Origin of the sequence: Nostoc sp. ChiVER01 (assembly GCF_034531155.1) — a bacterium.
In the GTDB taxonomy this organism is placed as follows: domain Bacteria; phylum Cyanobacteriota; class Cyanobacteriia; order Cyanobacteriales; family Nostocaceae; genus Nostoc.
The window spans coordinates 162,788-178,677 of sequence record NZ_JAVRBS010000015.1; the positions used below are offsets into that span (position 1 = coordinate 162,788).

Below are 15,890 nucleotides of genomic sequence, written 5' to 3' on the forward strand. Positions count from 1 at the left end.
TGGATAAGATTCTCTGAGTGATTAGATGAATTAATCCTTAATAGTCTGCAAATCTGCTTGGGGTATAGCTTTCCACTGCTCCAGCGTTACCAAACAAATGATCGGGATAACTGCTGTGTGGTTATTCAGGCTCATCCAAACCTCTTTAGCGAGAAATCTAAGATATTCAGCCAGCCCTATTGTCCAAATTTGTACATCTTTCTGAATAAAATTTTCCCTTAAATTTGGGGCAACCTTAAACTTGAGTCATTCTCTAAGCACATTCTGTGATCTCTGTGTTTGCTAATTTGCCAAAATAGAGATGTAGGCTAGAATAACCACGCTTTTAGCATAGCTTGATTGCTTACACTCAGGAGCAATGATCGGCTGGTTTGAAATAATTTAAGAGGAAGGGAGTATGGACAGCAACAACTGGTTGCAACAGCTTATGATGGTGGGTCTTGGCACAACATCTTTAGTAGCAGAAAAATTACGCCAAGTCAGCGATGATTTAGTTAAAGACGGTAAGCTCAATCCAGAGCAAGCCAAAGCAGTTATAGATGATATTGCCCAGCAGTTAAAGTCGGAGCAGGGAAACTTAGATGTTCAAATGCAACGGCAAATGCGAAATATGATGCAAGATTTGGGGGTAGCTCGCCAGTCTGAAGTAGACGAACTGCGCGGTAGAATTGACCGTTTAGAGCGTCAATTGCGCGATTTAGAAAATAAGCTTTGGCGTTAGGATGTCCTTTCTGATTTAAACTAATTGTGTCCTGTTGGTAATGTTTTTGCCAGGATACCTAAGTAAGGAGAACTGATTTTGAAACCAATTTTCCTCAGCGTGGCGTTCATGCTGGTGTGTGTTGTACTTTTGACTGTAGGGCAAGTAGGCAGTAAACAGAATACTGCCATTGCTGCCGAGTTAACCCAAACGCCGCCAGCGCCACCAACTGTAACTGAAAATAATACTCTAATTGCGAGCAATACTATGTCTGATGCTAATACCGTAACCACCCCCTCTGGATTAAAGTATGTCGAGTTAAAAGAGGGGACTGGGGCGACTCCTAAATCTGGACAAACGGTTGAAGTTCACTATGTCGGCACTTTAGAAGATGGTACTAAGTTTGATAGTTCACGCGATCGCGGCCAACCCTTCAGCTTTAAAATCGGTGCTGGACAGGTAATCAAAGGTTGGGATGAAGGACTTAGCACTATGAAGGTAGGCGGTAAGCGTAAGTTAATCATCCCATCTGAATTAGGTTATGGCGCTCGTGGTGCAGGTGGTGTGATTCCACCCAACGCCACTCTCATTTTTGAAGTGGAATTGCTCGGAGTTAAGTAGAAACTAGGGCATTAGGAATTGGGGAGCCACTGCGGTCTTGAGGTCTCCCCAAGTGGAGGAGGCAGTGCGGTCTTGAGGTTTCCCCAAGTGGAGCAACTGCCGTCAAGTGGCGTCATTGGGCATTTGTTTCTCCCAATCCCAGTCCCCAATTCAATAGCTAAATTTTTAAATTTTGAAACTTTGTAAACTGTGGATTGAACAAAAGTTTTGCCGTACCAGTAGGCCCGTTGCGATGTTTAGCTATAATTACTTCTGCAATGCCGCGATCGGGAGTATCGGGAGAGTAATATTCATCACGGTATAACATTATTACTAAATCCGCATCCTGTTCAATTGAGCCACTTTCGCGTAAATCCGACAACATCGGACGCTTATTGGTACGTGCTTCCACCCCTCGGCTCAACTGAGATAAAGCAATAACTGGTACAGATAATTCCCGCGCTAAACCTTTGAGTTGACGCGTAATTTTTGATAATTCTTGTACGCGATTATCGCCGGCTCCTTCCATCAATTGCAAGTAATCTATTACAATTAATCCTAATTCAGTTCCAACTTCAGCTTGCAGTCTTCTTGACTGACTACGCATTTGTGTAACTGTAATATTTGGCGTGTCATCAATATAAATTGGCATTTCAGAAAGAATACCAATAGCACGGCTTAAAGGTTCCCACTGTGTTTGGCTTAGGCGACCAGTTCGCAAATAACTACTTTCAATTTGCGCTTCACTAGCTAATAAACGTTGCGTCAATTGCTCTTTTGACATTTCCAAGCTGAAGAAAGCAACTGGCAATTTATAAGAAGCGGCGATATTATGAGCTAGATTCAGACAGAACGCGGTATTGTGAACACAGATATCATTGGCGACAAAATTGTGTGTTTCTGGGATTGTTAAGTCATAAACTTGTTTGCATCCCATCGATTCAATCGAAACTATTTCATCCCAGTACACATCACTCGCTGCTAACTGTTGAAGTGGCGAATCTTCTAAAGTACTTGCTAATATCCAAAGCCTTTCTCGTGTTAAAGTACGTTTCCCAACATGGATATTTGAATACCCTTGAATTCCGGCACGTTGAGCTAAAAGAGTCCAAGGTTCATTACCTTTAGCTGTTGTTATCTGTTCCCAAATTTCTATTGGAATGAGGTCACGATTTGTTTGATATCTCTTTTTAGCTATTGCATCTGCGACCTTAGTTAATGCCTCTTCTTTGCCAAAAATACCAATTTCTGAGATAAAATTTTTGATACTCTGAGCATCAGTAATATCTAATTGCCAAGCTTGTCTACGAGTGTCTTTATATTTCATAGAGCGTTTTTTCAGACTGGCAATAATTCCAAATCGCAATAACAAATGTTGTATTTGTCTAGCTAATTTTTCGCTGACAGTACAGTAGCCTAACTGCGATTGACCGCTTGTAAGTACTGTAGCCCATCCATCGGTTGCAAATAAACGATTGAGGAATAAGGAAACTTGCGATCGCTCCAATTTAAAAATAGCTTGCGGAATGATTTTGGCATCAGCTTTTTTGCCCCATAATCCTATGTTTTCCAACCATGTTGTTAAAAGATTCTTTTGCCCTTGAGACATAGCTGCATAGAGTATTGGGGTGCGTTCACTCCTAATTTCTATCCTAACTTTCAACTTGGGTGAAAAGCTGGTAACAGCGTATGTGAAATCATTTTGGATGCGAGAGTTAACATTAGTAAATTCTGGTGTTGAATCTGTTAAGCAACCATCACCTATGAAATATGCCAATAATTTAACTTCACACTCGCGGATAGTTTCTGTACCAAATACATTAAGTTTACGAGCTACAGCAATTTTATCCCCTACTCTTAATTCTGAAAGTTGTCGCCATCCATTGATGGTTAAATAAGGATGGGTGATAGTACTTTCAATATATCGTCCTAAGCGAGTAGTAACACTAAAAACTGGTTTAATACCGTCATTAACAAAGGCTGAAGCTTGAGTTAAATGAAACTTCCAATCATTTCCTAAAGTTATTAACTCAGCTTGCCGACGATGGTATATTTCTTTAATAGTTGAGATACTCCCGTCACTCAAAAGTATTTCCACATTTTCATGCAAACATTTCCCCATTGATGGGCGGCCCGCGACAATAATCAAATCAGAACGTTGAAAGCCGCTAGTCATCGCATCTAAATCGTAAAATCCGCAGGGAATACCAGGTAAGGCGATGCCTTGATTTCGATCTTCAATATCCTGGAAATTATTAATTAAAGTATCAGAAATGTGAATTAAACCTGATTGGGGACGTTCTTGAGTAACGCTAAAAACTTTCTGTTCTGCTTGATCTAAAACCTGTGGTAATTCGGTTTCTGTCTCGTAACCAAGATGTACAATTTCATTGCCAGCTTTAATTAACTGTCGCCGCAGGTATTTGTCCATCACCAACCCTGCTAGGGCATCGATGTTGACGGCTGACACTGTGCGGTCTACCAGAGTTGCTAATTTATTTCTACCACCAATGCGAGTAAGCATTTCATGGTCAGTCAGCCAACTTGTGACTGAAAGTAAGTCTGTGGGTTTACCTTGAGTATGGAGCCTCACAGCTGCTTGATAAATATCTTTGTGAGCGCTAATGTAAAAAGCTTCACTGAGGAGGCGATCGCTAACTCGACTAATCGCTTCTGGATCTAGTAAAATACCCCCCAAAATCGCTTCTTCCGCCTCAATGTTTTGTGGTGGGAGGCGATCGCTACCATCGCCTTGAAAACTAAGTGCTTCAGCCATAAACGATTTTAGTTTTGAGATGAAAGCTATTTGAGAGTAGGGAGTAGGGAGGGGTAAGTGGGGGTTAGGAGTTATCAGTCAGCCTTACTTCCCTTGCTCTTATCTTCCTTATCCCCTTCCTCTCCTCCCGCGTAACTTAGCTAGCGACTACTTGAATATCGACTTGTGCCGCTACTTCAGAATACAACTTGATTTCAGCTTGATAAGTACCAAGGTGGTTAATATCGGGAATGGTAATTCCACGCCGATCGATTTCTTGACCGGTTGCTGCCTTAATTGCATCTGCAACATCTTGAGTGGTGATAGTACCGAAAATTGCTTCGTTTTCACCAACTTGTTTAGCAATTGTCAAGCTGCCAACTTTTTCTAAAGATTCTTTTTGCTCAAGAGCTTGTTGTCTGAGTTCTAATTGCCGTTGACGCTCTTGCTCACGACGGCGTTCTACTTGCTTGAGAATACCAGGAGTGGCGTTGGTTGCCAATTTTTGGGGAATCAGATAATTACGAGCGTAGCCAGGAGCTACTTCCACTAAATCGCCAGATTTTCCCAGCTTACTGATATCTTGATTTAAAACTAACTGCACGCGCTTCGCCATCGTTTTTCGTTTTTCCTGTAAAATCTGATTAATTTGGGTTTGGGCTGCATAGCTCACAATGTCAGTGTTGTATTCCAAGCTTGTGTGCCTATACCCTAAAGCTTACAGATCCTAGCGAAAGGAAGGGTGCGATCGCAACTATTAGAGAAAATTGAATGAATTGGGGAGTGGGGAGATAAAGGAGCAGAGGAGGCAGGGGGAGCAGGGGAGCAGAGGGGACAAGGGGACAAAAGTTTAGAACTTCCAACAAGTCTTTCTCCTTGTCCCCAAGTCCTCTTTCCCATGCCCTAAAAATTATTTCTCATTTCCCGTATCCGCGCAAAGGTTTGCACTGCATCGCTACTCTTAACAGTTGATTGTAATGATTGCTGATCCCAACGTAAAAAGGGATTGGTGCGCTTCTCCACTCCCAGCAGCGAGGGGATGGTAGCTTCTCCTCGGCTACGGTAAGCTTTTACTTCATTGAAGCGTCTTTGTAAGTCGGCATTGCCGCCATCCAAAGTTAGGGCAAATTGCAGATTTTTTAAAGTGTATTCGTGGGCACACCAGATGCGTGTATCATCGGGCAGAGAGCGCAGTTTACTTAAAGAGTCCACCATTTGGCTCGGTGTGCCTTCAAACAAGCGACCGCAACCGCCAGAAAACAAGGTATCGCCGCAAAATAAGTCGCCTGTCTCACCAGCTTTTTCTGGGGGAAAGTAGTAAACGATGTGAGCGCGAGTATGTCCGGGAACAAAGATAACTTCAGCTATGCGGTCTGCAAACTTGACGCGATCGCCTTCTTGCAAAAACACCTGCTGTCCGGGAATTCTACCACGATCCTCCGCTCCTCCATAAACTATAAGTTGCGGGAATTGTTCTATTAGTTGCTTATTACCACCCACATGATCGTTATGGTGGTGCGTGTTAAAAATTGCTACTAATTCAGCTTTTAATTCTGCCAGTTTCTCTAATACTGGTAGAGACTCCGCCGGGTCAACAACGGCGGCAATATTTTGTTTATGGTCGTGTAGCAAGAATATGTAGTTGTCTGAGAGTGCTTCCAAACGGATTACGTGCATTACCTTTGCCTCCCTTACAACATAGATGTTTGGTATTGAGTAAGCTTTTGTGCTTACAAGTTGCACAATTAAATTTTTGGTGAAAAACTTCAAACCCTCACCCCTGCTCCTCTGCTCCTCTGCCCCCTTGCAGTCTCAACAAGCAAATTAAGTGATTATTAGCCTAGCAATCCTAAGTCTAAGCAAGTAACTAAGCTAATTGCATAAATTGTTTCAAGCATTTATACGCAAGTTAGCACAAATGTAATACGTTATTAACAGTTATGATAATATACAACCGTAGTTATACCGTCAACATACCACAAAAAAGCAAAATTCATCTGGATTTATCAGTGAATTTTCTCTGGAAATACCTGCAAATACAAAGTTAGATTTATTTAATTATTTCCTGTTTTAAGGATACCAAAAATCCATTCAATCGTAGTGGATATTTCCTTTCAATTATCAGGTTTAATAAATTGAAATTCTAATATGTATATACATTGGTATGTTAAAGCTTAAGCAAATATTAGTAATATTGGTCTTGAAAGTTTTTATACATGTTAGTAATCTCTGCAAAATCTGGACAACTAGGTAACAGATTATTATTATCTGCTCATTTTATGGCATTTGCAATTGAAAAGAATTTTACAGTTTTAAACCCAGCATTTGAAGAGTACGCTGATTTTTTTGAGTCAACATCTCAAGATTTTTTATGCCGCTATCCTTCTAACCAATTTTCAATTTCAGGAAACAAACTGCTACGCAAATATTACTATAAAGTAAATCGTTATTTAGCTGAAAGTGGGCTTTTTAACACAATTGATATTAAGCGTAATCAGCCCTTTAACTGGAGTAATTCAAACATTACAAAAGAGTTAAAAGCAGAGAGTATAAACTTTTTTCAAGGATGGATCTTTCGTGATGGATGGTTTATAAATGATATCTCAAATTTACAAAAACATGGTCAAAAAATTCGTGCTTACTTTCAACCTTTAAAGAATTATCAGTTAAATGTAGCAAAACTCATATCCAATATTCGTAGCCAGACTGATGTACTCATTGGAGTCCATATCCGTCATGGAGATTATCAACAACATCAAAATGGCAGATATTTTTATTTAGTTGAAGATTATTTAAAAGTTATGGAATCAGCACAAATGCTATTTCCTAATAAAAAAGTAACATTTTTGATTTGCTCAAATCAAAAGCAAAATGACAAATATTTTCAACATTTATCTTATGCCTATGCCAATAATCATATAATTGAAGACATGTATTCTTTAGCTAAATGTGATTATATTATTGGCCCTCCTAGTAGTTATACTATGTGGGCATCATTTTACGGTGAGCGACCTCTCTACATGATTAGGGATGTAAATAAAACGTTAAAAATTGAAGATTTTGTTCACTTCTACCAATGGCAAGGAGTTTTTTATTATAACGAAGACTGGAGTAAAAATTTTTGGGAATGGACACATTAAATTAAATTGACAAATGAGGATGAAAAATAATTATTTAACTGAGTTATGAAACAAGAAACTAGAGGATTTATTACAATTTTAACTGGACTTTACCCTTTTCAAGATTGCATTCACTTTTTAGCAGCAGTTAGAAAGTTTCACCAAGAACCAATAATCATTTTAATTGATCAAGTTCCGAAAATTCTCTATCCTTTTTTAAAGGCTTTCAAAAATGTAATTTTAAAGCCTGCGCCTGCAAATGAAAATACTGTTTTAGCATCACGGCAAGCAAAACTGGCTCTATATGCAGCTTCTGAATTTGATAAAACTATTTACTTAGATTCTGATATTTGCTTACTTTCCGATCTCAACGATGTATTTGAGTATTTGGATGAATATGATTTGCTATTAACCGAAGATGTTCAACCTTCTATTATTAAAGCTACAAATTTGCTCCGGGGCAAGCAAGAAGACATTTTGCCGAATGTTTTGCAAATTCTGCAATCTACCGGATTACCTTTGCAAGCAGATAGTGTGCAATATAATAGTGGTTTGATAGCTTTTAGGAAAACAGAAGTCAACAAGGTATTTTTTGATAAATTTCAAAGTTATTTTGAAATTGTCAAAAATAATCAAGATAAATTACTTTTAAAAGACCAAGGGGCTTTTGCTTCTGCGATCGCATCTGTAAGCCCTAACATGAAAATACTACCACCTACCTATAATTATCTCAGTAAATGGGAGGAGGCTTATAATATTCAGGATAGTATTAAAGTTCTTCACTGTACCTATCCTTATCGACCTCAATACGCTAAAAATATTACCCGTTCTTTGTACACAAGGGTATTTGACAGATTTGCTAAAGTATTTTTACCTAATCAAGTTACAAATCCCTGGCGCAAGAAGTGACATCTTTTTATGAATATATGCACAAGCCTTTTTCCTGTATTAAAGAATAATTCTAAATATTTATCAATATTTAAACTGCGAATTTCCAGGAGGAAACATCAAAATTGAAAGTTTCATTAATTGTTGGTGATTTATCTGGAGGCGGTAGTATTCGAGCCTTTTTACTAGCTCAAGTCCTGCAAAGCCTCAATTATCAAGTAGAGATTGTTGGTTTTATTTATGGTAAAGAACTGTATGCTATTCCCCCATCTGGCATTTCAGTTGTTTCTCTCCCAGGTACAAATTATCCAGAATTTCTGATATCTGCTCGTCAACTATTGCAAAAAATAGATGGAGATATTATTTATGCTGTAAAACCTAAGTTTACAAGTTTTGGCTTATCACTACTAAAAAAATTTATTGGTCGTCGTCCTTTAATTTTAGATATGGATGACTGGGAACTCAGTTGGCACGGAGGTGATGAGTGGAAATATCGTCCTAGTCTTAAGCAATTCTATCGTGACATTTTCAAGAAAAATGGCGCATTAAAATTTCCAGATCATCCACTGTATCTCAAGTGGATGGAAAACTTAGTAGCAAAGGCAGATGCAGTAACGATAGATACTGACTTTCTGCAAAAACGCTTTGGTGGTGTTTACGTACCTAATGGTAAAGATACCGCAATGTTTGACCCCCAGAAGTATGATTCTGAGACTAGCAGAACGGATTACGGTCTTTCTGAGTATCGAATTCTCATGTTTCCTGGGGCACCACGACCTCACAAGGGGGTTGAAGACATTCTAATGGCACTCGATTTGCTAGATGAGCCAGATTTGAGATTAGTGATTGTGGGTGGTAGCCCTTACGATGATTATGACGATAAATTGATTCAAAAGTGGGGACGTTGGATTATTAAATTACCCAGGTGCTCCGTAGAATTAATGCCTAAAATTGTAGCATCCGCCCACATTGTAGTTGTTCCCCAGCGAGATACTTTGACTGCTCGCGCTCAGTTTCCCCTAAAGTTGACAGATGGAATGGCAATGGCTAAACCTGTATTATCTACACACGTTGGAGATATTCCCAAAATTTTAGGTAATACTGGTTATTTAGTCGAGCCTGCTTGTCCCGAACAGCTTGCGAAACAAATACAATTGATTTTTCAGGATTTCGAGTCAGCAGAGCAGAAAGGTATCAAGGCAAGAGAAAGATGTGTGGAACTCTATAGTATAGAGACTATGGCTTCTGTGCTCAAGTCGGTAATTTCTCGATTGTAAATCTTGATGGAGGTTTAATTTATTTGATGATTAGTAAATTTGGCAAGTATAGTGTGAATAATATTAATAAATTAAAGTTGCATAAAAATAGCCAATGTCTACCAGAAAACTACTACTAAGATTTGCTAAACCCTATCCAGGTTTGATTCTGCTGACAATATTGTTAGGATTTTCTGGAGCCTTATTTAATGGAATTAGCACAGCTTTAATTGTGCCAGTAATTTTAAAAATTGTCGGACAAGAAGTAGATTTAAGTTCTGCTCCTCCCATCCTTAAAAGGTTGATATCTCCCTTTGATAATGCTCCAGAATCTTACCGGATAGTAATAATGGCCGGAACGATTCTCTTGACAATTTTTTTAAAAAACTTAGCTACTTATGCCAGCTCATTAGCATCGAGTTCTTTAACTCGAAAGCTAACATCAGATATGCGCGAAACTGGGTTAAAACTATTATTAGAAGTTGATATAGATTATTATGCAAAAACAAAGGTTGGTGATTTAATCAACCGTCTGGGTGGAGAAATTGGTCGGGCTGCAAGTGCGATAGGTAGTACAGTCAAGATAGTTATCCTGGGAATAACAATTTTAGTTTTTGTCGGTTTATTACTGTCAATATCTTGGCAGTTGACAATTGCTTCTACGCTTTTGCTGTTATTGGTGACGTTAATAAATCAGTATGCCATCTCTCAGTCGAGAACTTTTGGTAAGCAGTTGAGTGAAATGTCTAGAGCATATTCAATCTCTGTGCTGGAGACTTTAAACGGAATCCGACTGGTAAAAGCAACGGGAAATGAAGAAAAAGAATATCAACGGATTCAAAAATTAATTCGCGATCGCGAGTTAGCAGATTTCCAATCTCAGGTTAATTCGGAAGCGATTACACCTTTGAGTGAGGTGATGGGTATTACAGCTTTACTGCTAATTGTACTTTTGAGCAAAACCTTCTTTGCTGGTCAGGTTTCCTCTCTTTCCACCGTACTTTTAACATATCTATTAGTGCTGCTGCGAGTGCTGCCATTAATTTCTCAGTTAAATACTATTCGCAGTAACTTTGCCAGTACCGCCGCCAGTGTAGATGTGGCAAATGAATTTTTAAGCCTTCATGATAAGCCGTTCATGGATAAGGGTAAGCTTCCCTATACAAAATTAGAAAAGGGCATATCTTTTAATTCTCTTCGCTTTGCCTATCCTGGTCATGAAAAAATGGTACTCAAAGATGTAAGTTTATTTTTACCACATGGCACGACCTTAGCATTAGTAGGCAGTTCTGGTGCTGGTAAATCCACTTTAGCAGACCTTTTACCTAGATTCTATGACCCAATAGCTGGCAGTATTACCATTGACGGTACTGATTTGCGGGAGTTCGATGTTGTATCCCTGCGAAAGCGAATGGGGATTGTTAGTCAAGATACTTTTCTTTTTAATGACTCGGTGCGAAACAATATTGCTTATGGGCGAGAAGAGGCTACAGACGATGAAATTCTGACAGCAGCCAAGCGAGCAAATGCTTATGAGTTTATTAGCAAATTGCCTCAAGGATTTGACACCTTAATTGGCGATCGCGGCGTGATGTTATCTGGTGGACAAAGGCAAAGATTAGCAATCGCCCGCGCCTTGCTCCAAAATCCAGAAATTCTGATTTTAGATGAAGCCACCAGCGCTTTAGATACCGTTTCCGAGCGTTTAGTACAATCTGCACTAGATGAATTGAGTCGCGATCGCACAACCCTTGTAATTGCTCACCGCCTTTCCACAGTCCAAAAAGCCGATCAAATTGCCGTATTAGATCAAGGAAAGGTGGTAGAAGTAGGAACCCATGATGAACTGTTACCAAAAGGTGGTTACTACTCACGTTTGTACTCAATGCAATTTAGCGAGCAGCCTAAGAAAGACTTAATTCAGACAAAAATTTTTAAGGCAATGCGCCTAAACTCAAAGAAATTTGTTGAACATCCTGAAGCCGCTATTAAACATAAACAAAGCTTGCTCCGCATTTCTCACGAAATTCGGACACAGTTGAACTCAATGATTGGGTTTCTGCACTTGTTACTTGACGAGCTAGTAGACAATTCCCAAGAACAGCAGCAATTAATTGAAGATTCTTACAAATCAGCTTGGAGAATTCTCAACACCATAGATGTTTTTGAAGATGTTATCAACTTGCAAATAAAGGGAGAATTTATCTCAATTTCTGAAGAAAATCAAGATATTATACGCACCTATTGTCAGACATTTAATTATCTCTCCAGTGAGTTTCGGACTACTATCAATCTTATACTTGGCTCTCTCCGTTCTCTAACTGATAATTTGATATATACCCCAGAAGAACAAAAGGGATTAATTACTGAAAGTTATGAATCTGCTATATCTTTGCTCGACAATTTAGAAAAATTTGAAAATAGTATTAATATCTAAATTTATGAAAAATTCTGCTTTACAAAAACACTATATTTTTTTCATTGGTGAAGAGTTGCCGCAGCCAGAGGCTCACCTAGTGCAGTCTACAAATGCAGCTAACGGCGCTGCAAACTTGGGATACTCAACAGTTTTGGTATATCTTGAAAAAGGAGCAAAAGCTATTAATCCAGCTAATTTAGCTCGTCCTTTTCAACCCAGAGAAACACCAACAGAACTGATCAAATATTACAACCTCCATGACAAGTTAAAAGTTGCTCCTTTACCTATGCCTTGGCCAATTGACCATTTTCGGAGCAAATTTACTGACTCTAACACGATTGCCAGCAAGTATTATTTACCATTTCACATACTTCCAACTACTAAACTTGTCCACAGTCGCAACTGGAATTTTGTCAAAGCTGCCATCAAAAATGGCGTTCCGGCAATTTATGAACACCACCACCACGAAGACAAACCATTTGAGCCAGAAATTGTTAAAAATCCGCTATTGCAAATTGCTGTCACCGTTATAGACACCATCCGCGAAAGCATGATTAAAAATGGTATGCCACCAGAAAAAGTGATTACAATGCACAATGGTTTTAATCGCTTATTTATGGATAGACAACCAGAAAAAGCAACCGAATGGCGTCAAAAACTATTGCAAGATGAAAGTCAAAAATTGGTAGTTTATGCGGGAGCTTTACAGCAATTTAAGGGTATCGATGTATTAATTGATGTAGCTCAAGAAATGCCTAATGTGCAATTTGCTTGTGCTGGTGGTAAGCCAAAAGATGTCGAATATTATCAGCAATTGGTAAAAGAAAAACAAGTTCATAATATTAAATTTTTGGGCTATATATTACATAATGATTTAGCATCTTTGCTACAAGCAGCTGATGTTTTAGCTCACCCTCATTGTTCAGGAAAAGCGGCAACTTTCACATCTCCATTAAAGCTCTTTGACTACTTCGCCTCAGGGACTCCCATTGTAGCAACAAAAATTCCATCATTAGTTGAATTTCAAAATACTCAAGCGTTCACCGGAGGTGTTGGCGAAGCCATCGCTGCTTGGTGTGAGCCAGATAACCCTAGTCAATTTGCTGAATGCCTAAAGCGGGTTTTAGAAACTCATCCCAGAAAAATAGAAGGTTATCCAGATAGTATCAATTTTGTTAAGCAGTTCTCTTGGGAAAATAGAGCGGCAAAGATTCTGAGTTATGTTGATGAATCTCTGTTACCCCAACTTGTTGTATAAGGAAAATAACTAATGATAATAACTAACTAATAAATAAAATGAATATCAAAACTGTAGGCATGATTAGCAGCTATCGAGGTTTAGAAACTAGAGCCGATTGGCTGTGGCAACAAACTCCAAATCAATTTGGAGCTTGGGGCAATATCCAAATGCAAGCACTGGCAGCAAAACCAGATTTTCTGCTGATGTATCAATTTGATTTTCCTCAAGCAGCGCCAAAAACATCTTGGTTCGATAGTTTTCGTAAACGGCAGCAAAAATCAATAATAAGTGTTGATTCTTTACTGCGTGATGTTAGTAAAGAACGGATTATTTATTTACTAAGAGAACCGCCTTTAGATGAAATTGTAGAAATCACTAATCATAATTACCAAGAAGCCAAAAAGTATTGCGGTTACATTTCTGGCCCAGATGATTTTGCCCCCACTCCTGACTACATGCCTGCTATTTGGTATCATTCAAATTCATTTCAAGATTTAAATGAAATGCTACCTCCTGAAAAGGTTGCTCTATGTAGTTGGATTACTTCAGGAATTAGCCGCACTGTCAACCATCGCCAGCGTTTAGACTTTTTGCAGTCTCTACAATCTAGTGGTATTAAATTTGATTTGTATGGACGCAACTTACCACAATGGGCGAAAAAGTCAGGAGAACTGGGTAATAAGTGGTATGGGATGGCACCATATTATTACAATCTAGCAATCGAAAATTATGCTGATAATAATTGGTATGTGAGTGAGAAACTTTGGGATAGTTTACTTGCTTGGTGTCTACCAATTTACTATGGCGGCCCGGCTGCTGATAAATTATTGCCACCTGGTAGTTTCTTGCGATTACCCAGTTTAGATGAAAAAGGCATTGCCTACATCCAAGAAGTGACAGCTACACCTGATGCTTGGTATGCTGCCAAAGATGTGATCGCAGAAGCACGTCAAATCATTTTACACAAATTAAATCTGCTTAACTGGTTGTCAAACTTTGTTGATCAACACTCATAAATTATGAATGGTATTTGTACTCTTGGCAATGATTATGTTTTCGATCAATTGGTGGCTCTGCTTAACAGTATTGATGCGATCTTGGGCCCAGAAACGCCTGTTTGTATCTATCCTTTCGATGATCAGACACAGCGAATTGCTGATGAAATAGCTAAACGACCTAATGTATTTCTTTACGATAATCAAGAATCAATTAATCGCTGGGATGAATTTATGCTTTCAGCAGCGCCAGAACGATTGAATCGTAGTAAATTCCGCTTATATGGCGCTCACCGTCGTTTTTGTGCTTTTGATGGGCCATTTGATAAGTTTATCTATTTAGATGCAGACACCTTAGTAATGAACTCTCTGGCGGCGGTGTTTGAAAAATTAGATAGTTATGATTTTGTTGTCTATGATTTTCAATTTAAAGATGTCACTAAAGTATACAATGTTAATTCGCCTAAATTACTAAAAGTTTTCGAGCAAAAACGCATTGATTCCGAAATATTTTGCTCAGGCTTCTATGGTTCAAAACAGGGCATATTTAATACAGAGCAAAGAGATTTTTTAATATCCCATCTACAAAAAAATGGGGAAGCGGAAATTTTGTATGAAGGTGCTGGTGAACAACCACTGATCAACTACATGGTTATGAGGTCTAATCTTTCTCTTTATAACTTTGCTCAACAATTACCAGATAATCAAAAAACTGGATGTTCTGCCACATCTAAGCACTTTGAAGAACGAGAACATATTCTCTATGACAAAGACAATCGACTAACTTATATTCATTATATTGGTGTTCCTCCTAATATTAATCAAGCAGTATGTGCTGGAGAAAATATTGAGTTTCCTTATCGAGATTTATTTCTCTATTATCGTTATTTACACGAGCCAGAAAAGCGTCCAGTCTTTACAGATCCTCCTAAAAATTATGATGACGCTCCAATACCAAATTTACTTACAAGAGCTTTGCGAAAACTTAGGTTGATTAACCAAGGATAATTTATGACTAGGGGCATTTATATTGTTGCCAATGACCGGGTTATTGATAATGCGATCGCTTTACTTAATAGCATTCGTTACTATGACCCAGAAGTTACCGTTTATCTCATACCTTTTAATGAAAATTATCATAAGGTAGCAGAGCAGCTTACTACCTTACATAAAGTAGAAATTTTTCCAGATTTAGAACTTATTGATAAATTTACCAAACGCATCGGAGAAATTTTTGATCGAGATTTCCTGGCTTTACCCAACAAGATGCGTAAACTAGTGGCGTGGTTTGGCCCTTTAGATGAGTTTATTTATATTGATACTGATATTGTCGTTTTTGAAAAAATCGTTGACAATTTAGACAAACTTTCAGAAGTTGATTTTTTCTGTTGCGATTACCATCATGCTAATGACAAGCTGCGAAATATATTTTCCCCATTTGTGAAAGAGCAGCAAATTTTTTCAGATGCCCAACTTGAAGACGTTTTCAATAGCGGTTTTTGGGCTTCTAGAAAAGGAACTATTACCGAACAACAAATGGACGAAGCTTTGCGCGAATGTGCTGCACATCGAGAATATTTCGATTTTTCTGAAGGAGTTACAGACCAACCTATTTTAAATTATCTTGTTCTTAAACTAATTGCCAAACGTGGTAATCTCGTCAAAATTCCAGGAGGCGGGCCTGGTAGTTGGGCCGGTTCGCAAAATTTCCAACAGCAAGACTACGCCCTCTATGACCGAGGACAACGACTAAAATATCTCCATTGGGCTGGTACACGGATGAAAGTTGGTAGTCCCTATTGGCAATTGTGGGAACATTATCGCTATCTCCATGAAGGTAAATTCGCCTTCATCCCTAAACTGACTCGCCGTTTATTTCCCTTTGTTACTGCCCGTACTTAATATTAGGAGTATCCCA

13 protein-coding genes and 1 pseudogene are annotated in these 15,890 nt (G+C 38.6%); 10 read left to right on the top strand and 4 right to left on the bottom strand.

Going from position 1 to position 15,890, the window contains the following annotated elements:
• Positions 1 to 30: 30 nt before the first annotated feature.
• Positions 31 to 234 (bottom strand): annotated as a pseudogene (locus RMY00_RS20340) (TIGR03792 family protein); the annotation flags it as partial.
• Positions 235 to 397: 163 nt separating this feature from the next.
• On the opposite strand from RMY00_RS20340, the gene RMY00_RS20345 reads away from it, so the two are divergent.
• A complete protein-coding gene (locus RMY00_RS20345; protein ID WP_322649270.1) occupies positions 398 to 721 on the top strand; it encodes a phasin family protein in 324 nt (107 codons plus the stop codon).
• A gap of 78 nt (positions 722 to 799) precedes the next feature.
• Positions 800 to 1,321, top strand: coding sequence for an FKBP-type peptidyl-prolyl cis-trans isomerase (locus tag RMY00_RS20350; protein WP_322649271.1), 522 nt, complete (start codon positions 800 to 802; stop codon positions 1,319 to 1,321).
• Positions 1,322 to 1,478: 157 nt separating this feature from the next.
• Here RMY00_RS20350 and dnaB read toward each other — a convergent pair whose 3' ends face one another.
• The 3 genes from dnaB to gloB all read right to left on the bottom strand — a co-directional run bounded on the left by dnaB (position 1,479) and on the right by gloB (position 5,732).
• Positions 1,479 to 4,076 (bottom strand): replicative DNA helicase, encoded by a 2,598-nt coding sequence (dnaB, locus tag RMY00_RS20355; RefSeq protein ID WP_322649272.1) that lies wholly within the window; start codon positions 4,074 to 4,076, stop codon positions 1,479 to 1,481.
• Positions 4,077 to 4,212: 136 nt separating this feature from the next.
• Positions 4,213 to 4,671, bottom strand: coding sequence for a 50S ribosomal protein L9 (gene rplI, locus RMY00_RS20360; protein WP_229488332.1), 459 nt, complete (start codon positions 4,669 to 4,671; stop codon positions 4,213 to 4,215).
• 287 nt (positions 4,672 to 4,958) lie between these two features.
• On the bottom strand, positions 4,959 to 5,732 hold the full coding sequence (gene gloB / locus RMY00_RS20365; RefSeq protein ID WP_322649273.1) for a hydroxyacylglutathione hydrolase: 774 nt from the start codon (positions 5,730 to 5,732) through the stop codon (positions 4,959 to 4,961).
• A 539-nt stretch (positions 5,733 to 6,271) separates the two neighbouring features.
• On the opposite strand from gloB, the gene RMY00_RS20370 reads away from it, so the two are divergent.
• From RMY00_RS20370 to RMY00_RS20405, 8 genes are all read left to right on the top strand, one after another.
• Entirely contained in the window at positions 6,272 to 7,195 is a 924-nt protein-coding gene (locus RMY00_RS20370; RefSeq protein ID WP_322649274.1) for an alpha-1,2-fucosyltransferase, read from the top strand.
• A gap of 45 nt (positions 7,196 to 7,240) precedes the next feature.
• Positions 7,241 to 8,083 carry a hypothetical protein gene (locus RMY00_RS20375; RefSeq protein ID WP_322649275.1) on the top strand — a complete coding sequence of 281 codons (843 nt, stop codon included), beginning with the start codon at positions 7,241 to 7,243 and terminating at the stop codon, positions 8,081 to 8,083.
• A gap of 104 nt (positions 8,084 to 8,187) precedes the next feature.
• Positions 8,188 to 9,339, top strand: a complete 1,152-nt coding sequence (locus RMY00_RS20380; RefSeq protein ID WP_322649276.1) for a glycosyltransferase family 4 protein — start codon at positions 8,188 to 8,190, stop codon at positions 9,337 to 9,339.
• A 94-nt stretch (positions 9,340 to 9,433) separates the two neighbouring features.
• Positions 9,434 to 11,755 (top strand): ATP-binding cassette domain-containing protein, encoded by a 2,322-nt coding sequence (locus RMY00_RS20385; protein WP_322649277.1) that lies wholly within the window; start codon positions 9,434 to 9,436, stop codon positions 11,753 to 11,755.
• Between the two features lie 4 nt (positions 11,756 to 11,759).
• The gene (locus tag RMY00_RS20390) at positions 11,760 to 12,995 is read left to right on the top strand and encodes a glycosyltransferase (RefSeq protein WP_322649278.1); all 1,236 of its coding nucleotides are present in this window, start codon (positions 11,760 to 11,762) and stop codon (positions 12,993 to 12,995) included.
• Between the two features lie 38 nt (positions 12,996 to 13,033).
• Positions 13,034 to 13,993 (top strand): glycosyltransferase family 10 domain-containing protein, encoded by a 960-nt coding sequence (locus RMY00_RS20395; protein WP_322649279.1) that lies wholly within the window; start codon positions 13,034 to 13,036, stop codon positions 13,991 to 13,993.
• A gap of 3 nt (positions 13,994 to 13,996) precedes the next feature.
• On the top strand, positions 13,997 to 14,980 hold the full coding sequence (locus RMY00_RS20400) for an Npun_R2821/Npun_R2822 family protein (protein WP_322649280.1): 984 nt from the start codon (positions 13,997 to 13,999) through the stop codon (positions 14,978 to 14,980).
• Between the two features lie 3 nt (positions 14,981 to 14,983).
• Positions 14,984 to 15,874 carry an Npun_R2821/Npun_R2822 family protein gene (locus RMY00_RS20405; protein WP_322649281.1) on the top strand — a complete coding sequence of 297 codons (891 nt, stop codon included), beginning with the start codon at positions 14,984 to 14,986 and terminating at the stop codon, positions 15,872 to 15,874.
• The last annotated feature ends 16 nt before the right edge of the window (positions 15,875 to 15,890 follow it).

Excerpts from the sequence above, each read along its gene's own strand:
- RMY00_RS20400 (WP_322649280.1), top strand. The coding sequence starts at position 13,997 with ATGAATGGTATTTGTACTCTTGGCAATGATTATGTTTTCGATCAATTG.
- rplI (WP_229488332.1), bottom strand. The coding sequence starts at position 4,671 with ATGGCGAAGCGCGTGCAGTTAGTTTTAAATCAAGATATCAGTAAGCTG.
- RMY00_RS20345 (WP_322649270.1), top strand. The coding sequence starts at position 398 with ATGGACAGCAACAACTGGTTGCAACAGCTTATGATGGTGGGTCTTGGC.
- RMY00_RS20370 (WP_322649274.1), top strand. The coding sequence starts at position 6,272 with ATGTTAGTAATCTCTGCAAAATCTGGACAACTAGGTAACAGATTATTA.
- RMY00_RS20375 (WP_322649275.1), top strand. The coding sequence starts at position 7,241 with ATGAAACAAGAAACTAGAGGATTTATTACAATTTTAACTGGACTTTAC.
- dnaB (WP_322649272.1), bottom strand. The coding sequence starts at position 4,076 with ATGGCTGAAGCACTTAGTTTTCAAGGCGATGGTAGCGATCGCCTCCCA.
- RMY00_RS20385 (WP_322649277.1), top strand. The coding sequence starts at position 9,434 with ATGTCTACCAGAAAACTACTACTAAGATTTGCTAAACCCTATCCAGGT.
- RMY00_RS20390 (WP_322649278.1), top strand. The coding sequence starts at position 11,760 with ATGAAAAATTCTGCTTTACAAAAACACTATATTTTTTTCATTGGTGAA.
- RMY00_RS20405 (WP_322649281.1), top strand. The coding sequence starts at position 14,984 with ATGACTAGGGGCATTTATATTGTTGCCAATGACCGGGTTATTGATAAT.
- gloB (WP_322649273.1), bottom strand. The coding sequence starts at position 5,732 with ATGCACGTAATCCGTTTGGAAGCACTCTCAGACAACTACATATTCTTG.
- RMY00_RS20395 (WP_322649279.1), top strand. The coding sequence starts at position 13,034 with ATGAATATCAAAACTGTAGGCATGATTAGCAGCTATCGAGGTTTAGAA.